This is a genomic window from Deltaproteobacteria bacterium HGW-Deltaproteobacteria-6 (assembly GCA_002840435.1).
GTDB lineage: Bacteria > Desulfobacterota > Syntrophia > Syntrophales > Smithellaceae > UBA8904.
Genome location: PHAT01000005.1, coordinates 896,181 through 914,879 on the forward strand (window position 1 = coordinate 896,181; position 18,699 = coordinate 914,879).

The following is an 18,699-nucleotide window of genomic DNA, read 5'->3' on the forward strand; positions in this document are numbered from 1 at the left end:
AATCTTCATATGGAACAGACAGGGGCCTTTGACGTAGAATTTCATCTCCGCCGTAAAAATATTGTAATGGATTTTTTCTATACAATAATCGTCTGTACGGCGATTGCATTTGTCATAGCCTTTTCCAATCCCACATCACACCTGTCCGTCAGTTTTATCATGGCGCAGTCGTTTGGACTCACCATCTGCTCCCTGATCACGCTTATGCTGCATATATTCAGGCCCCGGCAGTGGCCGACATTAATATTAATTATGTCTGCCGCTACCATCTGCGGCGCTGTTGTGGGGCTCAACATCGGTTTTTATATTCTGGAGATGATCTTTGCCATCAGTCTGAATTTTCCCATGAAAGATCTGCTGAAAATAATTTTTGTTGCCGTTGTTTTCAGCGGCGCCGCATCCTATTCTTTCATTTCCAATGCCAGATTGAGACGCCGCAATGAAATGTTCGAACAGGAAAAAAACAGGCGGATGGCTGTGGAGAAAGAAGCCCTGTCGGCATCTCTCAGAATGCTGCAGGCCCAGATCGAGCCCCATTTTCTTTTCAATACCCTTTCCAATGTCGTCAGTCTGATCGATACACAGCCGGCCAAGGGTAAGTCCATGCTTCTGGATCTAACCAAATACCTGCGAACATCTTTGTCCCGGACTTTACCGGAAAAAACAACGCTGCATCAGGAAATAGAAATGATCAAAGCTTATCTCAATATACAAAAAATAAGGATGGATGAGCGTTTGAATTTTAGAATTGACGTTCCGGATCATTTACGGCAGCATGCTTTTCCGCCCATGTTGCTTCAACCGCTGGTGGAAAATGCCGTCAAGCACGGATTGGAACCCAAAGTTGACGGGGGTGATATTCTGATTGCCGCCGTCGAAGAAAACAATATTCTGAGGATCGAGGTCGTGGATACCGGCATGGGATTTTCTGATTTTAACCAGCCCGGTGTGGGGCTCACCAATGTGCGTGAACGCCTGGGGCTGCTCTATGGAGAAAAAGGCCGTTTGACGATCGAGGAAAACAAACCGCAGGGCGTCAAAGCTGTCATCGAGGTGCCGACCCATGACGTATAAGGCCATTATTGCCGATGATGAAAAAGAGTTAAGAGGATACCTCAAAACCATGCTTGCCGAAGCCTGGCCTGAGCTCGCGATTTGCGGTGAAGCGGCCAATGGCCGGGAAACCCTGGAAATGATCGACGCCTGTCAGCCGCATATTATTTTTCTGGATATCAAGATGCCGGGTCTTTCCGGTCTGGACGTAGCTCAAAAAATCGCTGATGAATGCCGTATTGTATTTGTAACGGCCTATAATCAGTATGCGGTCGAGGCTTTTGAACACGAAGCGATCGACTATCTGGTCAAGCCGGTGACCAAAAAACGGCTGATGCAGACCATTTTGCGCTTAAAAAAAGAACTTCAGAATAACGAAGCGCCATCCGCTGGTCTGGCTGCCATGCTGTCACAGGTCATTGCCAGCTTGCCTAGCCGGAGCGGCGCGGATTTTCTGCGCTGGATCAAAGCGCAGCATAAAGAGGCGGTTCGTTTGATTCCCGTGGAAGAGGTCGATTATTTCCAGGCCGATGATAAATACACGCTGGTCATAACGGCGGATGGTGAATCGCTGATTAAAAAGAGCATTAAGGAATTAAGTCAGGAACTCGACCCCCACCGGTTCTGGCAGATCCACCGGTCGACGATTGTTAACGTCTCCAAAATTGAGCATGTCGGCCGTTCACTGACCGGGCGCGGTGTTCTCAAACTGAAAAACAGACCGGACCCCCTGACCGTCAGCCGCCAGTATCTGCATCTGTTCAAGCAAATGTAAAAATTAATATCCTTTTGATTCATTACAGACCAATAAAAAACGATTGCTCTTGTCTGAAAACGGTAAGGCAGATATGTATCCTTGGGGATGGCGGGAAGTACCGGCGTCGGAGTTAAGAGATCCTTGGATTTCGTTGTGTTTCAAATTCAAAGAATTCAACAGATGAGCGGGATTCGCCCGGAAGTCTCCGGGTGCACGTCTTGCGACGGCCAAACCCATACATGATATTTGATTTTGCCGTAGAGGCCTTTATTGCCGTTGTGTCGGATGTAATAGTAAAAAAGACGTAAAACTGGCGGAGAGAGCGGGATTCGAACCCGCGGTACACCTTTAAAGGGCGTACAATCGCTTAGCAGGCGATCGCTTTCGGCCACTCAGCCATCTCTCCGGGAGGGAGCAGGATTCGAACCCGCGAGACTTTCATCCAACGGTTTTCAAGACCGCCGCCATCGACCACTCGGCCATCCCTCCATATTATTAAATCATGCTTCGGGAAAATTCCTTAAAGAGTAATCCGTTCAAGACCTCTCATATAGGGACGCAAAGCTTCGGGGACGATGATGCTGCCGTCCGCCTGCTGATAATTTTCCATGACTGCTACAACGGTACGGCCCACAGCCAGTCCCGAGCCGTTCAATGTGTGGACAAATTCCACCTTGCCGTTGTCCTTGCGGCGGTAGCGAATGGCCGCACGCCTCGCCTGAAAGTCTTCAAAATTGCTGCACGATGAAATTTCCCGATAAGTGTTCTGTCCGGGCAGCCAGGCTTCCACATCGTACGTTTTGGCCGAAGAAAAACCAAGGTCGGCCGTGCACAGGCATACCGTTCGGAATGGAATTCCCAGTCGCTTGAGCACTTCTTCCGCATTGGCAGTCAGTTTTTCCAGCTCATCGTAAGACGTTTCCGGTTTGGAAAATTTGACCATTTCCACTTTGTTGAACTGATGCTGACGGATCAATCCCCTTGTATCCTTGCCGTAGGAACCGGCTTCCGCCCGGAAACAGGCCGAATAAGCCACAAAATAAATCGGCAATTTCTCTTCTTCCAGGATTTCATCCCGGAAAATATTCGTCACCGGAACTTCCGCCGTCGGAATCAGGTAATATTCCATGCCTTCAATTTTGAAAAGATCTTCCTTGAACTTGGGCAGCTGGCCTGTGCCGGTCATGCTCTCGGCATTGACCATAAAAGGCGTAAATACTTCCGTGTATCCATGATGTCCCGTATGTAAATCCAGCATGAAGTTGGTGATCGCCCGCTCCAGTTGAGCGCCCGCTCCACGGTAAAGTGTAAAACGCGCTCCGGTGATTTTAGCGCCTCTGGCGAAATCCAGAATGTTCAGGCTTTCTCCCAGATCAAAATGCTGTTTAGGTTCAAAATTGAAAACCGGTATTTCACCCCAGGTGCGTACCACCTTATTGTCTTCTGAACCGCTGCCCTGTGGTACGGATTCGTGCTGAATATTCGGCACGATCATGACAAAAGCGTTTAACTCTTCTTCTATAACGCGCAGACTTTCGTCATATTCTTTTATCTTGGCCGCAACATCGCCCATTTTCTCGATGAGCTGGGATGCGTCCTCTTTCTTTTTCTTGAGTTCCCCGACTTGCTTGGAAACGCTGTTACGTTCGTTGCGCAGGGCTTCCACCGCCTGCAGGGTGTCGCGTCTTTTCGCTTCCAAATCGATAAACCGGCCAAAATCAATCTTCTGACCACGTTCATCCATCTTTTTGAGAACCAAGTCGATATTTTGCCTTAAGTATTTAATGTCTAACATAATTTACCCTTTAGCCTTTTGCTGATGAACCTTGCCAAAGACGGATTTTCCTATCACTTTGACGGGTTGAAGTCAATTGTTTTATCGGCTGGATCAATACTAGGCGCGTCTTAACCGTTTTTGAAGCATATTGATCAGGGCATGAATTTCAGTACTTTTCAACAGGTAGGTGCATACAAAGTATGCGCCGGCTCCAACAATTATTGTGCTGACCAGATAGATCAATCTTGCTTTAAACGAGGCGGAGGTGTTCCACGGCATAAAATATTCAATCAGCCCGATGGCGGCCGCCATCGCGACGGAGGATGCGATAATTTTCAATACGGATGTATAAAAGGCCCGGTCAAGGTAAGGCCCGATTTTTTTTCGGAGGACAATGGCCAGAATCAAAACATTAACGGCGGCGGAGATGGAGCCGGCCAGAGCAATGCCATTGTGCTTTAAAGGGTACATCAGGGCCAGACTAAAAATCACATTGACAATCAGGGTGATGACGGCCGCTTTCAGCGGCCACTTGGAATCCTGAAGCGAGTAAAAGGAAGAAACAAAAACGCGCAACACGGAGTAGGCCCAGAGGCCCAGCGCGTAGCAGAACAGGGCCTGACCGGTATAAGTGGCTGCCTGCGCGTCAAACGCGCCGCGCTGAAATAAGACGGAGATGATCGGCAGGTGAAGCGCCATCAGGGCTACCATCGACGGAATGGTCAGAAAAAGCATCAGCCGCAGGGAAAAAGAAATGCCTGATTTCAGTTTGTCCATTTCGCCTGCGGCAACATGTTTGGAAAAGCTGGGCAGCGCGGCCGTTCCGATGGCGATGGCAAAAATGCCCAGCGGGAATTCCATGATCCGGTCGGCATAAAAAAGATAGGTGACGGAGCCGGAAGGCAGCAGGGAGGCCAGAATCGTTCCCACAAAAACATTGATGGTGCCTACGCCCGCGCCGAGTATCGCCGGCAGCATGAGCAGGCCGATTTGGTGAATACCCGGATGCCGCAGGTTGAAGCGGAATTTGAATTTAACGCCGAATTTCAGCAATACCGGCCACTGCATGGCCAGTTGCAGCACGCCGCCTGCGAGCACCCCCACGGCCAGCGCCGTGATGGGTTGGGCAAACAAGTCGCGCAGCGTCAGCGCGGCGGTGATCATGGCGATGTTGAGCAGCACCGGCGACAGCGCCGGCGCGGTAAAATGCCGGAAGGAATTCAAGATGCCCATGCATAAGGCCACCAGAGCGATAAAAAAGATGTAGGGAAACATCAGGCGATTTAAAAAAACAGCCAGGGTGAACTGCTCGGGTTTGGCGATAAAGCCGGGCGCGATGAGACCGACAATCAACGGCGACAGGAGAATTCCCGCGACCGATACAATGGCCAGGATGACGGACAGGATGGTGAAGGCGTTTTCGGCCAGTTCCAGAGCTTCTTCTTTTGTCTTCTTTTGCAGGTATTCGGTAAAAACCGGGACAAAGGAAACAGTCAGCGAGCCTTCACCCAGCAGGCGCCTGAGCATATTGGGAATGCGAAACGCCACCCAGAAAGCGTCGGTCATCCAGCTGGCGCCGAATAATGCGGCAATCACCATGTCCCGGATGACCCCGAAAACGCGGCTGACCATCGTCGCGGCGCCGACAATTCCCGCCGCTTTGGCGACTTTGGCATTTTCTGATTTTTCTGCCGGGCTGCTCATAGTCTCATTTCAGTTCCCGCGTATTTTGCTGAACCCTGACGCTGATATTTTTTTATGATGTCTGATCAATATCCAGTTGATGGATCTTCCGTTCCAGATCGCTTCTGCTGATGTCGCCGACCAGAATCGTTTTTTTGCGTCCTTTGGCGCCTGCGGATATTTTCATCTGGCTTTTCCGGAGTCCCAGTTTTTTGGACAAAAGCGCGATGACGGCCTCATTGGCCGCCCCTTCCACCGGCGGCGCGGTGACTTTTACTTTCAGCATGCCCTCCGCAAGGCCTGCAATGCCGGCCCGTGACGCGTGGGGATTGACATGGATGTCAAAGGACACACCGTTCTTTGTTTCACGAAGCTGGATGGTCTGGGTCAAAATCAATAGCCTTCCTATAAGATGCGCGCCATTTGAATCATGGTTTGAACCAGAAAGTACTGTAAAAAGATGATGATCAACAAAACAACCAGCGGCGCAAAATCGATGGGCAGGTTGTGCCGGGGAATGAGCCGGCGAAGCGGGCGCAGCACCGGTTCCGTCACGCGGTACAAAAAGATGACAATCTTGTTGTAGGGATCGGGATTCACCCAGGAGATCAGCGCGCGGGCGACGATGATCCACATATAGACCGTTAGAACGATATCAATAATTTTTGCCAGTGCGATAATAAAGTTACCCGTACCAATTGATAGCATGAAACCTCCGCCTTTATTTTCTTATTTCACAATCGTCCGCGGCAGCGCCGCGGCGAAATCCTGCAGGGCCTCATTGAACGCCGACGGCTTTTCCATCATGGCCATGTGCCCCGCGCCTTCGATGATGACCAGCGTGGCTCCGTCAATGCCTGCGGCGATCTGCTCCGAGCAAGCGGGCGGCGTCATTTTATCTTCCGCGCCGCAGAGGACCAGAACGGGTGCGATGATTTTTTGGAGGTCGCCTGTGAGGTTGAATTTACTGCAGGCCAGCATGTCGCCGGCCACGACATCGACATTGGCCTCGCCCAGGCTTGCGCGCAGGGCATCGAAAAACTCCGGGCGGTTTTCCCTGGCCAGGGAAAATTTGCACATCATGTCCAGAACAAGCGCAGGCTGCTTGCGAAACCCGTCCAGCATATCGGGGTTGACCGGCATGGTTAAGCCGCCGCCCGCGGTTACAACACCACTTAAATCCCGCGGATACTTTGCGGCAAATGAAAGTGCGATCGCGGCCCCCAGCGAATGGCCGATGAGGATGGGGCGGTCCAGTTTTAAAACGTCGAGAATTTCCTTTAACCGGAGGACGTAGGCCGGGATGTCCTGTTCGCCGACGCCTCCGGACTTTCCATGGCCGGGCAGATTAACCGCGGCGATATTGAATTTTTTATGCAATTTTGAATATTGAGCGGACCAGGCGCTGGAATTGCCGCCGGAGCCGTGAATGAAAACGAGGCTCTTTTCATGTGTGCCGAAATCCTGTGGATTGATCCAGCAGGCCACGTTATTTTCCTTTACCTTGAAATATTTCAACATCGGATATCGCCCTCCGTGAAATGACTATCATAAAAGCAAATTTTTATGCAATGGAAGAATGGATTTATATTGACAGGATGCGGGAAAAAAGTGCATGTATCTGCCATTATCCCGGAGGGCTGAAAGACTATGTTTACAGGCAAAAAAGTAGCTATTATCGGAGGCGGAAAGATGGGCGGTATTCTCGCCGCGGGAATGATTACCCGCAAAATTATTTCCGCGCAGAATATCACCGTAACGGATATTGACCCTTCGAGGCTCAAAGACTTGCACGCTTCGCTGAAAGTGCAGGTTACCGCCGACAACAAAAAAGCGGTGAAGGATGCTGATATTATCATCCTGGCCGTCAAACCTCAGAATTTTCCGGAAACCCTGAAGGGAATCCGTCCGGTCGTGAATAAATCAAAACTGTTTATATCGATTGCCGCGGGTATCACGACGGATTCCATCGAAAAGCTGTTGTCCAAATCCCCGCGTGTTTTGAGAGTGATGCCCAATGTCGCCGCGATGGCGGGTGAAGGCGCTGCTGCCGTGGCCCGGGGGCATTTTGCTCAAAAAGACGACGCGCAATATGCGCTGGCTATTTTAAACGCCGTCGGTCTTGCCGTGGAAGTGGATGAAAAACTGATGGACGCCGTGACCGGATTGAGCGGCAGCGGTCCGGCTTATTGTTTTGTCATGATCGAAGCGCTGGCGGATGCCGGTGTCCAGTTGGGCCTGTCACGGGATCTGGCCGAGAAACTTGCCGCGCAGACGATGCTGGGTTCGGCGCGTCTTTGTCTTACCGGCAAACAGCATCCCGCGCAGTTGAAAAACATGGTAACGTCGCCCGGAGGCACCACCGCCGCCGGTTTAAAAGTGCTGGAGGAGGGAAAGATTCGCGCGACGCTGATGGCTGCAGTGGAAGCCGCGGCCAGACGCGCGAAGGAACTGGCCCAGGCAAAATAAATCAGTGATCAGCAAAAATAATTTTTTCATAAAAAGTTAAAGGGGGATCAGAAACGATGTCGGGAAAGAAACGGGTTTCAGTTCGTTGGTATTTTGCGCGGCTTGCCTTGCTTGTTTGTGTCGTGTCCCTGCTTTGTTTGCCGGGATGCAGCGGTCTTAACAGCGTGCAGGGGCCGGACAAAGCAGTTACCTTAGCGGCTCAAACCACGGAAGGTATCGTGATCGGCGAGGAAAACGCCGCGACCAATACCTATTCCTGGAAGGCGATTCCCTATGCCCGGCCGCCGGTCGGTGACCTGCGCTGGATGGCGCCCCGGGCGCCGGAAAAACGTTCGGAACCCCTGAAGGCCGATAAATTCTGCCAGGTCTGCCCGCAGTATATTGATCATGACCACAATCCGGCCACATCCCAGATCGTCACAGGCAGCGAAGACTGCTTATATATGAACATCTGGTCGCCCAAAAACGCAAAGGGCAACCTGCCGGTATTTTTCTGGATCCACGGCGGCGGCAACAGCATCCAGTGGCCCCTGTTGTCGGGGATGGACGGCGGCATCCTGGCCAATCGCGGCAACATGGTGGTCGTCACCGTCAATTACCGGCTCGGTCACATGGGATTCTTCAACCATCCGGCGTTAAAGACCGGCGATGCCGCGGGTGATTCCGGAAACTTCGCGATTCTGGATTTGATTGCGGCCCTGAAATGGGTGCAGGCCAACATTAATCAATTCGGCGGCGACCCCGGCAATGTCACGATTGCCGGCGAATCAGCGGGGGGACAGAATGTCTATTGCCTCTTGTCTTCACCCATGGCCGGCGGGTTATTCCATCGCGCCATTTCCGAAAGCGGCGTCATCCGTCCTTCCACGCCTGAGCAGGGCGCCGCCCATATCAATCGCATCCTGGCTAAAATCATGGTGCAGGAAGGAAAGGCAGCCGGTGAAAAAGAGGCCGCGGCCCTGCTTGCCGCCATGCCCGCTAAAGACCTTGCCGCCTATCTGCGATCAAAGAAACCGCAGGATTTTCTGGAAGTCTATCCTGAAGGCAAAGCTTTCGGCATGATTCAATTTCCGACGGCTTTCGGAGACGGCAAAGTGCTGCCCGTTGACTTCTATGATGCGCTGACGACGGGCCATTACAACAAAGTTCCGATGATCATGGGCAGCAACAAAGAAGAAGCCAAACTTTTTATCAGAAACTTTGAGCCGTTTAAGGAGTGGCTGAAGTATTACACCTTGTATGAAGAGCCTGATCAGATGGAATTATATGATCTGACCGCCAAACATGGCAGCGACGCCTGGAAAGTAATGGCCGTGGATAATCCCGCCAGAATTATGCGAAACAACAGCAACCAGCCTCCGATCTTCGCCTACCAATTCTTATGGGGGGCGGACGGCAGAAAGAACAACGTCATTAAACGTCCGTTGAGTATCATGCTGGGTGCGTGTCATGCGATGGAAATTGATTTTGTTTTTGGGACGGACAATGCGAGTTTGGGAGCGTATGTTTTTAATGACGACAACCGCCCCGGCCGTGTCGCGCTGTCCAATGCCATGATGGATTACTGGGCGCAGTTTGCCCGGACCGGCGATCCCAACAGGGAAGGTTCCGGTTTAACCACATGGCTGCCCTGGTCCAATATTCAGGGGCTTCCCAAAATGATTCTGCTGGATGCGGATCTGGAAAAGGCCAAAATCATCATGTCCAATAGTGAACTGACCAGAAAATCGGTTCTGGACGCTTTGAAGGCAGAGCCCAGACAAAAAGAAATTCAACCCGTCTGGGATTTGCTTCCGCACGGATTACATTAGATAAAAAGATTATGGAAAATATAGAAAAGTGGAGGATGTCATATGGAAGTATCAGGAAAGGTTATTATTGTTACCGGCGCGGCTTCCGGTATTGGTCGGGCATTGTGCCAGAGATTTGCGAAAGAAGGCGCCAGGGCGATCATCGCGGCGGATGTCAATGAAGCGGGCGCTAAAGCCGTAGCCGATGAGGTTAAGGGTGATGCCGTTGTCTGTGATGTGAGCAAAGAAGCGGATATTATCCGTCTGGTGAAGTTTGCCGAAGAAAAGTTCGGCGGCGTCGATATCTTCTGCTCCAACGCGGGAATCATTGCCATTGGCGGTTATGAAGTGGATAATAAAGCCTGGCAGCGCATCTGGGAAATTAACGTGCTGGCCCACGTTTTTGCGGCGCGCGCGGTTATGCCCGGGATGATCAAACGGGGCGGCGGCGCTTTCCTGATTACAGCCTCCGCGGCCGGACTCTTAAGTCAGATCGGATCGCTCCCTTATTCCGTCACCAAACACGCGGCGGTGGGGCTTGCGGAAAATCTCTCCATTACGTACGGCGATCAGGGCATCCAGGTGTTTGCCCTGTGCCCGCAGGCTGTGGACACGGAAATGACGCGCGGTGCCGAAGGCGGCGGCGTGGCAGGAGTGGACGGCCTGATGAAACCCGAACAGTTGGCGGACGCCGTGATGGAGTCCTTTGCGGCCGACGAATTTTTGATTCTGCCGCATAAGGAAGTCAAAACTTACATGCAGAGAAAAGCGGCGGATTATACCCGGTGGCTTCAGGGAATGCGCAGGCTGCAGGAGAGATTTATGCAGGGAGCGCCATTAAAAAAATAATTTTGCCAATGTAGAGAACGGCTTGTGACCTCGCGTGCCCTTTAGGGTATTAGGTTATCGCGGCCGTTCTCTACTGTTATGTCAACCAGGCAGTGTCATTTCGACGGCAGGGAGAAATCCAGGATTTCTCAGCCGTCAAAACTCCTTACCCTAATCACCTAAAGGTGACGCGGAGGGTACTCGTCGAAATGACAGAACAAACGTGACATCACCCTGCAGTTTTAATCAGAGAGGGAGGCATCTATGGGCGAAAACGAGTCATGCGCATCAGTGGACAACCTTCGTGATCTGGAACAGGCTCTCAGGGAAAAGGACAGAGTGATCGCCATGGTTTACGCGTCCTGGTGCCCTTTTTGCCGCAGAGTCCTGCCCGTGTTTGAAAAGCAGGCGCGCGAAACCCGGCAGAATCTGCTTCTGGTCGCCGACGATGAGGAGCATGTCGCCGATTTATACGGCATCGATGTCGTGCCGACGCTGATCCTTTTCGAAAAAGGCCAGGCCGTCAAGCGCCTGGACGGCAGACCCGGTATTGGCCTGAATGACAAGCAGATTGACAGTTTCATTCAGTCCTGCCTTCCTGTATAAAATTGATAAATTCGGAGTTCAATACGTTTGGAAATTGTAGTTAAATACTGCGGCGGTTGTAATTGTCAAATCGACAGATCAAAGATCATCAGGGATATTGAAAGCTCGCTTCAGACCGGTTATCACCTTACGACAGACGCTTCCCTTGGATCTTTTGGAGCAGGTTTTCTGATTTGCGGTTGCGGGACGGCCTGCGCGAGGAAGCCCGAACTGAATGATTTGACCAAAGATTGGGTTGTTGTTGCCGGCAAAACCGTTAATTCCCGGGAGCTGGCGGAAGAACAGATAGCCGCCGCGGTCGTTCACAAAATAAAAGAAATAAGAAATGATGGAGGGGAAAATATGGATTTAAAATATTTATTGCTGAGTGTCGACGCGAAGGTAGCGACGGTAACGATCAACCGGCCGGATAAGGGCAACGCGCTGGCGCCGCAAGTGCTCGATGAGGTTGCGACGGTGTTTACGTCGATTGCCTCGCGCGAAGACGTTAATGTTGTTGTGCTCACCGGCGGCGAGAAGTATTTTTCCGCCGGGTTTGACCTCAATGAAATCCGCCAGCTGGAGAAAGTTTCCAACGAAGCCTACATTGATTTGTTTCACCGGGCGTACCGGGCCATCCTGTTTTGCCCGCAGCCGGTGATCTGCGCCGTTGGCGGCGCGGCCATTGCCGGTGGTTTTGATCTTACCCTGATGTGCGATATCCGTTATGCTTCCGAGCGCGCCAAGTTCGGCCAGCGCGAAATCGTGCTGTCGCTCACGCCGGTGATGGATCCGCTGTGGCGTATCATCGGATTGGGCCGCGCGAAAGAAGTAGCACTCACGGGCCGGATTTACGACGCCCATGAAGCGGAAAAGATGGGTTATGTCAGCCGCGTATTTCCGGAAGGTAAGCTTCTGGAATCCGTGGGAGAAATCGCCCGCGAGATGGCGACGTACGACCGGGGCTGTCTCAAGGAAACCAAAGCCCTTTCCAATAAAGTGCTCAATGAAGACCTCGACGGCGCGATGCGGATTCAGGAATGGCTCTTCCGGACCTATATCGGCTCGGAAGACAATCATCAGCGCATTGATGCCCTTCAGGCGAAACTGGCGGCGGCGAGAAAGAAATAGAAAAAAGGCACAAAGGCACAAAGCACTGTTGTGATTTAAAGAAGGGCCTTGGCATCGGCAGATGTCAAGGCCCTTTTGAGCATTACCCCTTCTGGTTGGCCTTATGTCACTTCGCAGGCGCGGCTCAGGAAGCGGCGTCACCGGGAGAAGGCTGGCTGGCTGGCGTCTGCCTCCATCTTCCCCATTTACTGTGGCTCATGTAAGGAACCATTTTCCCATCCGGCATCAGTTCATTAAACCTATTATGATCCTTCTCGTATATCCTTCCGCACGTCGGACACTTGAACCGGACGCTGCCGTCGGTTTGAGCCGCGTCGGCAGGCCCTATGTAAAGGTAGTTTCTGGCACGAGATTTTCCGCATCGGCAGACGGGCAGAACCGGCCGCCACGCCGTCAGAACAGGATAAATCAATATAATGAGAAATAAAGGCAGGGCCGCGATGATGATGCCATCGGTCATGCCACGCAATGCGCCATAGCCGGTTGTCTTTCCGACGATGGCGCCGATAATGGCGCAGATGACAAAAGCGATCGGGTATAGATGTTTTATCTTCATTTGTTCTCTAACGAATGATGAGATCATCCGGAGCGCAGTGACCGGCTGGATTGATCCAGATATATGATTTTATCTAAGCATACTGTCAGGCAGTATCTTATCTGCATCGGTATTAAAAATCATTTTGGGAATGATCCATCCATTTGGTGTTTTATACGAATCAATAAAAAAGTATAGAGGACATTGCTCATATTGAATGACCGCATATGTACGATTGCTAACAGATGACACCTTGACGGACCTTAATATCTCATAACCAGTTTCATCTTCCCACACATTGATTCTATCTGAACAATTCCCCCTTTCATGTTTGCCACCACAGTTTTTTCATTTTCTAAAGGGGATCCCTTGAGCCAAGTGGTAACTGCCATATCCGTTCCAGATGTTTTGTAAGCTGCCAATCCATCTTCAATGATTTTCGGAACATCCTCGGCAAAGCAGTCCAGTGATGACAAAATAAGGGCTACGAGAACAATCAACAATTGCTTTTTCATCAATTTTCCTCCTTTTTATATCAATTAACATAGATGGCAAGTTTCTTTCGGGATTTGTTGCAATCCTACTCTTTTTCAGACCGAATGCAAATTAAAATTCACCATAAAATCAAGGACTATGAAATTTTGGTACACAACGGTTCACTCGAAGGACGATTGAACCAGCCCAACGCTGAAGGGGCAGAAAATCTTTTGCCCCTACCATTACCTCTTTTCTTTGTGCCTTTGCGTCTCTGTGCCTTCGCGCCTTGCTCGTTATCCAAGCAAAAACCAGCAGATAGCCTCATTAACTGACCATTCACTATGAATATCGGTAATAAAAACAGAGTCTCACTATGAAATAAAATAATACTTGACAGTGGCACTATGGTGATGTAGCTTAATGCCCAAGAGGGAAAAGGTGTCATTATGGCAGACCACGCTCGAACAAAAACCCGCAAGGACCGCATCATGGAAGCGGCGCTGCGTATTTTTGCAGAGAAAAGTTTCCAGGAGGCCACCATCTCTGAAATCAGTAAAGAAGCCGGTGTTTCCGACGCCACCATTTACGAATATTTCGGCACCAAAGAAGATCTGCTGTTTGCCATCCCCGAAAAAATTTCCAATGATACGTTTGAAGAATCTGAAGCTGTCCTGCCCTATATTAAGGATGTTGAAGGCCGGATGCGCGCCGTTCTTTTGAGCTATGTCCGGCTTTATGAGAATAATCCTCATTATTCCGCGCTGGTTTTACTTCAACTCATGTCCAACAAACGCTTCCGGCAAACCGCCGCGCATGAAGCCATCCGGCGTTCCGCGCACCGGCTGCTCGATTGTATTCGCGATGGGATCGCCAACGGAACATTCCGTGCTGATGCCGACGCATACCTGATTCGTTCCATGCTGATGGGCACCATTGAACACATCTTTATCCACTGGCACATGCAGGGGATGCCCAAACGTGAAAAAAGCATGATGGACATGCTCGACCCGTTTATGGAAATCGTCCTCTCCGGGATCCGCGCCAGGAAGCAGGAGCAAGGACTAACCCTGCACCTGAAATTAGAAGATGCCCAGGCTCTGGGGCAGATTTTTCTCGACCAGGATAAAAGCGCCAAAACTTCAAAAAACAAAAAAGTGACAAAAAGAAATACCAATAACTAAAGGATGTACAAAGAACGAAAGGAGTAACACAATGAGAACAAAACAGGATTACATCAAGGGCCTCTCCAAAATGAAACGGAACATTTATTTTGATGGGCAGCTAATTGACCGTGACGATGAACTGCAGATGGACTGCCTCAATACCATCGGCACAACTTATGACGAAGCGGCCAAGCCGGAGAACCAGGATCTGTGTACGGCGATCTCCCACCTCACCGGCGAGAGAATCAACCGCTATACGCACATTCACCAGAGCACGGACGATCTGCACAAAAAGCAGGACATGACCAGAATGCTGTGCCAGAAGGTCGGCGGCTGCATTCAGCGCTGCATGGGCATTGACGGCACGAACGCCATTTACAATGTTTCCTATGAGCTGCTGCGCCCAGACGGACACCAAGGGCGACCGCATGCTGCGCCCCGCCGAACAGCCGAATCCCGGTTCCTATGTGCGTATTAAGGAACGGACCAAGGACGGCATTATTGTTGAAGGCTGCAAGGTTCATATTTCCGAAGCCTCCGTAGCGGACGAAGTCCTGGTGCTGCCTACCCGCGCTCTGCGCAAGGACGATAAGGACTACGCTGTTGCTTTTGCCGTACCGGGCGACTGGGACGGGTTAAAGCAGGTTGTCACCGTTCATAATCTGCGTCAGCGCGAGCATTACAAACGCGGTTTCATGCCGGGCGCCACGGACTCCTACATGATCTTCGACAACTGTTTCGTGCCCTGGGAAAGAGTCTTCCTGGCCGGCGAACATCAGCACGGCGGCGTTCTGGCTTTACTGTTCGCCCTGTTCCATCGTCATTCCTACTCCGGCTGCAAACCGGCGATCGGCGACGTGATTCTGGGTTCGGCCGCTCTGGCTGCGGAAGTGAACAACATCCACAAGACCGAGCATGTCCGCGAGAAACTGGCTGAGATCATCATGACCATTGAGCTGGGTTATGCCGCGGGTTATACCGCGTCCGATCTGGGCAAACCCGAAGTCTATATGCCCGGTTTTGGTTTTGTTCCTTATGGACCCGGTTCCTACATTCCGCATTCCATTTACTGCAACGTCGGCCGCTGCCTGTCGGGTGAAGCGGTATGGCGCGAAGCGGAAATTCTTTGCGATATTTCCGGCGGCGTCACGGCGACCTTCCCGCATTGGGCGATACGCTGTGTTCGGCTACCGGCGGCATTACCAACGTGGGCAACTACCACGGCGGCGGTTCCCCGATCATGGAGCAGATTGCCATCACGACGCAGTACGACATCGAGTCCCGCAAGAAGCTGGTGAAGTACATTGCCGGCATGAGCGGCGGCGACCGGGATGCATTGGCTCCCAAGAAAGCAAAGTAAGTTAAGCAAGAAGAAGGGGCCTGAGCATTCAGGCCCCTTTATGTATCAAAATCTTTTAAGAGAAAGGATGGCGCCATGAGAACAAAGCAGGATTATATTAAAGGCCTCTCCAAAATGAAACGGAACATTTATTTTGATGGGCAGCTAATTGACCGTGACGATGAACTCCAGATGGATTGTCTCAATGTGATCGGGACAACCTATGACGAAGCGGCCAAGCCGGAGAACCAGGATCTGTGTACGGCGATCTCCCACCTGACGGGCGAGAGAATCAACCGCTATACGCACATTCACCAGAACACGGACGACCTGCATAAGAAACAGGACATGACCAGAATGCTGTGCCAGAAGGTCGGCGGCTGCATTCAGCGCTGCATGGGCATTGACGGCACGAACGCCATTTACAATGTTTCCTATGAGGGCTGCAAGGTTCATATTTCTGAAGCTTCCGTGGCGGATGAAGTCCTGGTTGTTCCCACCCGGGCGCTGCGCAAAGAAGATAAGGACTATGCCGTTGCTTTTGCCGTACCGGGAGACTGGGATGGCTTGAAGCAGGTGACGACGATCCACAACCTGCGTCCCCGTGAGCATTACAAACGGGGCTTTATGCCGGGTGCGACCGATTCCTACATGATTTTTGAGAATTGTTTTATTCCCTGGGAACGGGTTTTCCTGGCCGGCGAATATCAGCACGGCGGCGCCTGCGCGCTTTTGTTTGCCCTGTTCCATCGTCATTCCTACTCCGGCTGCAAACCGGCGATCGGCGATGTCCTGCTGGGAACAGCCGCTCTGGCCGCGGAAGTGAACAACATCCACAAGACTGAACATGTCCGCGAGAAACTGGCGGAACTCATTATGGTCATCGAACTGGGCTACGCCGCGGGTTATACGGCTTCATCCCTGGGCAAGCCGGAAGTTTATGTTCCCGGCATCGGCTTTGTTCCTTATGGACCCGGTTCCTACATTCCGCATTCCATATACTGCAACGTCGGCCGCTGCCTGTCGGGTGAAGCGGTATGGCGCGAAGCGGAAATTCTTTGCGATATTTCCGGCGGCGTCACGGCGACCTTCCCGCATCCGGCCACCGGCGAAGCGCTTTTGAAATACACGAAGCGTAATCCCAATATGTCGGCTGAAGATCAGGCGCAGTTCTGGCGTTATCTGGGCGACCATCTGTGCTCCGCCACCGGCGGCATCATGAATATCGGCAACTACCACGGCGGCGGTTCCCCGATCATGGAGCAGATTGCCATCACGACGCAGTACGACATCGAGTCCCGCAAGAAGCTGGTGAAGTACATCGCCGGCATGAGCGGCGGCGACCGTGAAGCACTGGCGCCCAAAACGGCTAAATAGAAACAATTTTGTTAGAATGTTTATCGTGTGCCGTTGCCCCGGCTTTAAGTCCGGGGCGACGGTAGTTTTTGATTAAAGAAAACAATATAAGGAGATTTTTCCATGTTCGATCTTTCTCAATTTTCATTGAAAGGTAAAGTAGCAATAGTAACCGGCGGCAGCCGCGGCATCGGCCAGGCCATCGCCTATGGCTTCGCCAAAGCCGGAGCCAAAGTGGTTATTACCAGCCGCAAGGCGCAGGATCTGGATGCAACCGCCTGTGAAATGACGGCCATTGGCTGTGAAGTTCTGGTTGTCCCCGCGCATCTGGGTAAGTTCGAAGAATATCAGCGTGTCGTGGACACGGTTTTGCAGAAATTCGGCCGCATCGATATTCTGGTCAACAATGCCGGAGCCAGCCCCGCCATGGGATCGGTGCTTGATTCCGATGAACGCCTCTGGGATACCATCATGAACCTCAACCTGAAAGGCGTTTACTTCATGAGCCAGGCTGTAGCCAAAGTCATGAAAAAACAGGGCGGCGGAAAAATCATCAACGTCGCCTCCATCGACGGCGTTAATCCTGAACCGTTCGTCAGCGTCTATTCCATTTCCAAAGCCGGGGTTCGCCATATTACGAAAGCTTTCGCTATGGAATTGGCTCGTGATAACATCCAGGTGAACACGATTTTACCCGGTCCGATCGAAACGAAGATGATGAACTCCCACTGGTTCAACCTGACGCCGGAAGAGGCGGCAAAAGAACGCGAAAAATTGTGCGCGCTTCTGCCCACCTGCCGGATCGGCGTACCGGATGAAATTGCCGGAGCGGCCATTTACCTGGCTTCCGATGCATCCAGTTATACATCGGGCACCGAGATTGTCATCGACGGCGCACTGCTTTTAAGCACGCACCTGAGCGCGTAGGAAAAGCAATCGTTTTTTCTTTCAACTAATTTAAGACGCCTCCAGCCGCTGCCCGGACACGGGTGGCGGCCGGAGGGCTGTTTCGCCAAGCGGACATCCTCTGTCCGTTTCTTTTCAGACAAGGAGATCATTTCGTGAAAGCGCTGCAACATTTATTGCCATCGACAGCTAAGACGACCGGTCATATTATATGAAAATGATCAAGGGAAACGCGGATGTAAAAGAAAAGCTGATTGAAGTCGGCATCGGATTGTTTTGTGAACATGGCTATCATGGAACAGGCATTCAGGACATTGTCGATGCCCTGGGAGTTCCCAAGGGATCCTTCTACAATTATTTCAAAAGTAAAGAAGGTTTTGCCTCGGAAATTGTCAAACACTATGCCGGCCAGATCTCCGCCATGTGGGACCGGTTGATTGCCCAAGGGCCGGATAATGACCCCCTTAAAATGTTGCGTAACGTTTTCGAGTTTATGATCCGGAACCAGGATGGCTGCAGCATCAAGACAGGCTGTCTGATCGGCAATTTGTCCGGGGAATTGGCGGAATCCAGCGCATTATGCAGAGGCGCCATGAAATCGGTTATGGCGGAATGGTGCGACCGTGTGGCCGGGCTTCTGGAACACGCCCAACTGCAAGGCACCGTACGCCGGGATATTCCGGCAGCGGACCTTGCCCGATTCTGCTGGGACACGTGGGAAGGCGGCCTGTTGCGCATGAAGATCGAGAATTCGACCGTGCCCATCCGCCGGAGTATTTCCCTTTTACTGGATGTATTTCTGAAACCTCTCCCCGCTGCACCGGGAGCGGATCGTTAACGAAATACTTTC

Annotated in this window: 18 protein-coding genes, 2 tRNA genes and 1 pseudogene; 12 read left to right on the forward strand and 9 right to left on the reverse strand. The window is 51.6% G+C overall.

Annotation, left to right across the window (positions count from 1 at the left end):
• Window positions 1-9 precede the first annotated feature (9 nt).
• Both CVU71_14345 and CVU71_14350 read left to right on the forward strand, forming a co-directional pair.
• Window positions 10-1,074: a sensor histidine kinase gene (locus tag CVU71_14345; protein ID PKN18653.1), complete on the forward strand. Its 1,065-nt coding sequence runs from the start codon at window positions 10-12 to the stop codon at window positions 1,072-1,074.
• Window positions 1,064-1,828, forward strand: a complete 765-nt coding sequence (locus tag CVU71_14350; GenBank protein ID PKN18654.1) for a DNA-binding response regulator — start codon at window positions 1,064-1,066, stop codon at window positions 1,826-1,828. Before CVU71_14345 ends, CVU71_14350 begins: the two co-directional genes overlap by 11 nt.
• 293 nt (window positions 1,829-2,121) lie before the next feature.
• On the opposite strand, the gene CVU71_14355 is transcribed toward CVU71_14350, so the two are convergent.
• From CVU71_14355 to CVU71_14385, 7 genes are all read right to left on the reverse strand, one after another.
• Window positions 2,122-2,216: transfer RNA gene (locus CVU71_14355), tRNA-Ser, on the reverse strand.
• Window positions 2,217-2,299: transfer RNA gene (locus CVU71_14360), tRNA-Ser, on the reverse strand.
• A 31-nt stretch (window positions 2,300-2,330) separates the two neighbouring features.
• The gene (locus tag CVU71_14365) at window positions 2,331-3,605 is read right to left on the reverse strand and encodes a serine--tRNA ligase (GenBank protein PKN18655.1); all 1,275 of its coding nucleotides are present in this window, start codon (window positions 3,603-3,605) and stop codon (window positions 2,331-2,333) included.
• A gap of 99 nt (window positions 3,606-3,704) precedes the next feature.
• Entirely contained in the window at window positions 3,705-5,291 is a 1,587-nt protein-coding gene (gene mviN / locus CVU71_14370) for a murein biosynthesis integral membrane protein MurJ (protein ID PKN18656.1), read from the reverse strand.
• Window positions 5,292-5,343: 52 nt separating this feature from the next.
• On the reverse strand, window positions 5,344-5,679 hold the full coding sequence (locus CVU71_14375) for a YggU family protein (protein ID PKN18740.1): 336 nt from the start codon (window positions 5,677-5,679) through the stop codon (window positions 5,344-5,346).
• A complete protein-coding gene (locus tag CVU71_14380; protein ID PKN18657.1) occupies window positions 5,676-5,978 on the reverse strand; it encodes a hypothetical protein in 303 nt (100 codons plus the stop codon). Before CVU71_14380 ends, CVU71_14375 begins: the two co-directional genes overlap by 4 nt.
• Window positions 5,979-5,999: 21 nt before the next feature.
• Window positions 6,000-6,791, reverse strand: a complete 792-nt coding sequence (locus tag CVU71_14385; GenBank protein PKN18658.1) for a hypothetical protein — start codon at window positions 6,789-6,791, stop codon at window positions 6,000-6,002.
• A 129-nt stretch (window positions 6,792-6,920) separates the two neighbouring features.
• Here CVU71_14385 and proC point away from each other — a divergent pair, with 129 nt between their 5' ends.
• The 5 genes from proC (at window position 6,921) to CVU71_14410 (ending at window position 12,073) form a co-directional block, all read left to right on the forward strand.
• Window positions 6,921-7,739, forward strand: a complete 819-nt coding sequence (gene proC / locus CVU71_14390) for a pyrroline-5-carboxylate reductase (protein PKN18659.1) — start codon at window positions 6,921-6,923, stop codon at window positions 7,737-7,739.
• Window positions 7,740-7,795: 56 nt separating this feature from the next.
• Window positions 7,796-9,550 carry a carboxylesterase gene (locus CVU71_14395; GenBank protein PKN18660.1) on the forward strand — a complete coding sequence of 585 codons (1,755 nt, stop codon included), beginning with the start codon at window positions 7,796-7,798 and terminating at the stop codon, window positions 9,548-9,550.
• A gap of 42 nt (window positions 9,551-9,592) precedes the next feature.
• Entirely contained in the window at window positions 9,593-10,378 is a 786-nt protein-coding gene (locus CVU71_14400; protein PKN18661.1) for a short-chain dehydrogenase, read from the forward strand.
• 243 nt (window positions 10,379-10,621) lie between these two features.
• Window positions 10,622-10,963, forward strand: coding sequence for a hypothetical protein (locus tag CVU71_14405; protein PKN18662.1), 342 nt, complete (start codon window positions 10,622-10,624; stop codon window positions 10,961-10,963).
• A 342-nt stretch (window positions 10,964-11,305) separates the two neighbouring features.
• Window positions 11,306-12,073 carry an enoyl-CoA hydratase/isomerase family protein gene (locus CVU71_14410; protein PKN18741.1) on the forward strand — a complete coding sequence of 256 codons (768 nt, stop codon included), beginning with the start codon at window positions 11,306-11,308 and terminating at the stop codon, window positions 12,071-12,073.
• A 124-nt stretch (window positions 12,074-12,197) separates the two neighbouring features.
• Here the strand turns inward: CVU71_14410 and CVU71_14415 are convergent, their stop codons facing one another.
• Both CVU71_14415 and CVU71_14420 read right to left on the reverse strand, forming a co-directional pair.
• Window positions 12,198-12,629, reverse strand: coding sequence for a hypothetical protein (locus tag CVU71_14415; GenBank protein PKN18663.1), 432 nt, complete (start codon window positions 12,627-12,629; stop codon window positions 12,198-12,200).
• A gap of 242 nt (window positions 12,630-12,871) precedes the next feature.
• Window positions 12,872-13,123, reverse strand: a complete 252-nt coding sequence (locus CVU71_14420) for a hypothetical protein (protein ID PKN18664.1) — start codon at window positions 13,121-13,123, stop codon at window positions 12,872-12,874.
• Between the two features lie 408 nt (window positions 13,124-13,531).
• Between CVU71_14420 and CVU71_14425 the strand changes: the two genes are divergently transcribed.
• The 5 genes and pseudogenes from CVU71_14425 to CVU71_14445 all read left to right on the forward strand — a co-directional run bounded on the left by CVU71_14425 (window position 13,532) and on the right by CVU71_14445 (window position 18,687).
• Entirely contained in the window at window positions 13,532-14,266 is a 735-nt protein-coding gene (locus tag CVU71_14425; GenBank protein PKN18665.1) for a TetR/AcrR family transcriptional regulator, read from the forward strand.
• Window positions 14,267-14,297: 31 nt separating this feature from the next.
• A pseudogene (locus CVU71_14430) lies at window positions 14,298-15,608 on the forward strand (aromatic ring hydroxylase).
• Window positions 15,609-15,683: 75 nt separating this feature from the next.
• Window positions 15,684-16,964, forward strand: coding sequence for a hypothetical protein (locus CVU71_14435; GenBank protein PKN18666.1), 1,281 nt, complete (start codon window positions 15,684-15,686; stop codon window positions 16,962-16,964).
• Between the two features lie 102 nt (window positions 16,965-17,066).
• Window positions 17,067-17,870: a short-chain dehydrogenase gene (locus CVU71_14440; protein ID PKN18667.1), complete on the forward strand. Its 804-nt coding sequence runs from the start codon at window positions 17,067-17,069 to the stop codon at window positions 17,868-17,870.
• 190 nt (window positions 17,871-18,060) lie between these two features.
• A complete protein-coding gene (locus CVU71_14445) occupies window positions 18,061-18,687 on the forward strand; it encodes a TetR family transcriptional regulator (GenBank protein PKN18668.1) in 627 nt (208 codons plus the stop codon).
• The last annotated feature ends 12 nt before the right edge of the window (window positions 18,688-18,699 follow it).

Coding starts and splice junctions, on each gene's coding strand:
- CVU71_14435 (PKN18666.1), top strand. CDS start 15,684: ATGAGAACAAAGCAGGATTATATTAAAGGCCTCTCCAAAATGAAACGG.
- proC (PKN18659.1), top strand. CDS start 6,921: ATGTTTACAGGCAAAAAAGTAGCTATTATCGGAGGCGGAAAGATGGGC.
- CVU71_14350 (PKN18654.1), top strand. CDS start 1,064: ATGACGTATAAGGCCATTATTGCCGATGATGAAAAAGAGTTAAGAGGA.
- CVU71_14410 (PKN18741.1), top strand. CDS start 11,306: ATGGATTTAAAATATTTATTGCTGAGTGTCGACGCGAAGGTAGCGACG.
- CVU71_14415 (PKN18663.1), bottom strand. CDS start 12,629: ATGAAGATAAAACATCTATACCCGATCGCTTTTGTCATCTGCGCCATT.
- CVU71_14440 (PKN18667.1), top strand. CDS start 17,067: ATGTTCGATCTTTCTCAATTTTCATTGAAAGGTAAAGTAGCAATAGTA.
- CVU71_14395 (PKN18660.1), top strand. CDS start 7,796: ATGTCGGGAAAGAAACGGGTTTCAGTTCGTTGGTATTTTGCGCGGCTT.
- mviN (PKN18656.1), bottom strand. CDS start 5,291: ATGAGCAGCCCGGCAGAAAAATCAGAAAATGCCAAAGTCGCCAAAGCG.
- CVU71_14445 (PKN18668.1), top strand. CDS start 18,061: ATGAAAATGATCAAGGGAAACGCGGATGTAAAAGAAAAGCTGATTGAA.
- CVU71_14345 (PKN18653.1), top strand. CDS start 10: ATGGAACAGACAGGGGCCTTTGACGTAGAATTTCATCTCCGCCGTAAA.
- CVU71_14400 (PKN18661.1), top strand. CDS start 9,593: ATGGAAGTATCAGGAAAGGTTATTATTGTTACCGGCGCGGCTTCCGGT.
- CVU71_14405 (PKN18662.1), top strand. CDS start 10,622: ATGGGCGAAAACGAGTCATGCGCATCAGTGGACAACCTTCGTGATCTG.
- CVU71_14365 (PKN18655.1), bottom strand. CDS start 3,605: ATGTTAGACATTAAATACTTAAGGCAAAATATCGACTTGGTTCTCAAA.
- CVU71_14385 (PKN18658.1), bottom strand. CDS start 6,791: ATGTTGAAATATTTCAAGGTAAAGGAAAATAACGTGGCCTGCTGGATC.
- CVU71_14380 (PKN18657.1), bottom strand. CDS start 5,978: ATGCTATCAATTGGTACGGGTAACTTTATTATCGCACTGGCAAAAATT.
- CVU71_14425 (PKN18665.1), top strand. CDS start 13,532: ATGGCAGACCACGCTCGAACAAAAACCCGCAAGGACCGCATCATGGAA.
- CVU71_14420 (PKN18664.1), bottom strand. CDS start 13,123: ATGAAAAAGCAATTGTTGATTGTTCTCGTAGCCCTTATTTTGTCATCA.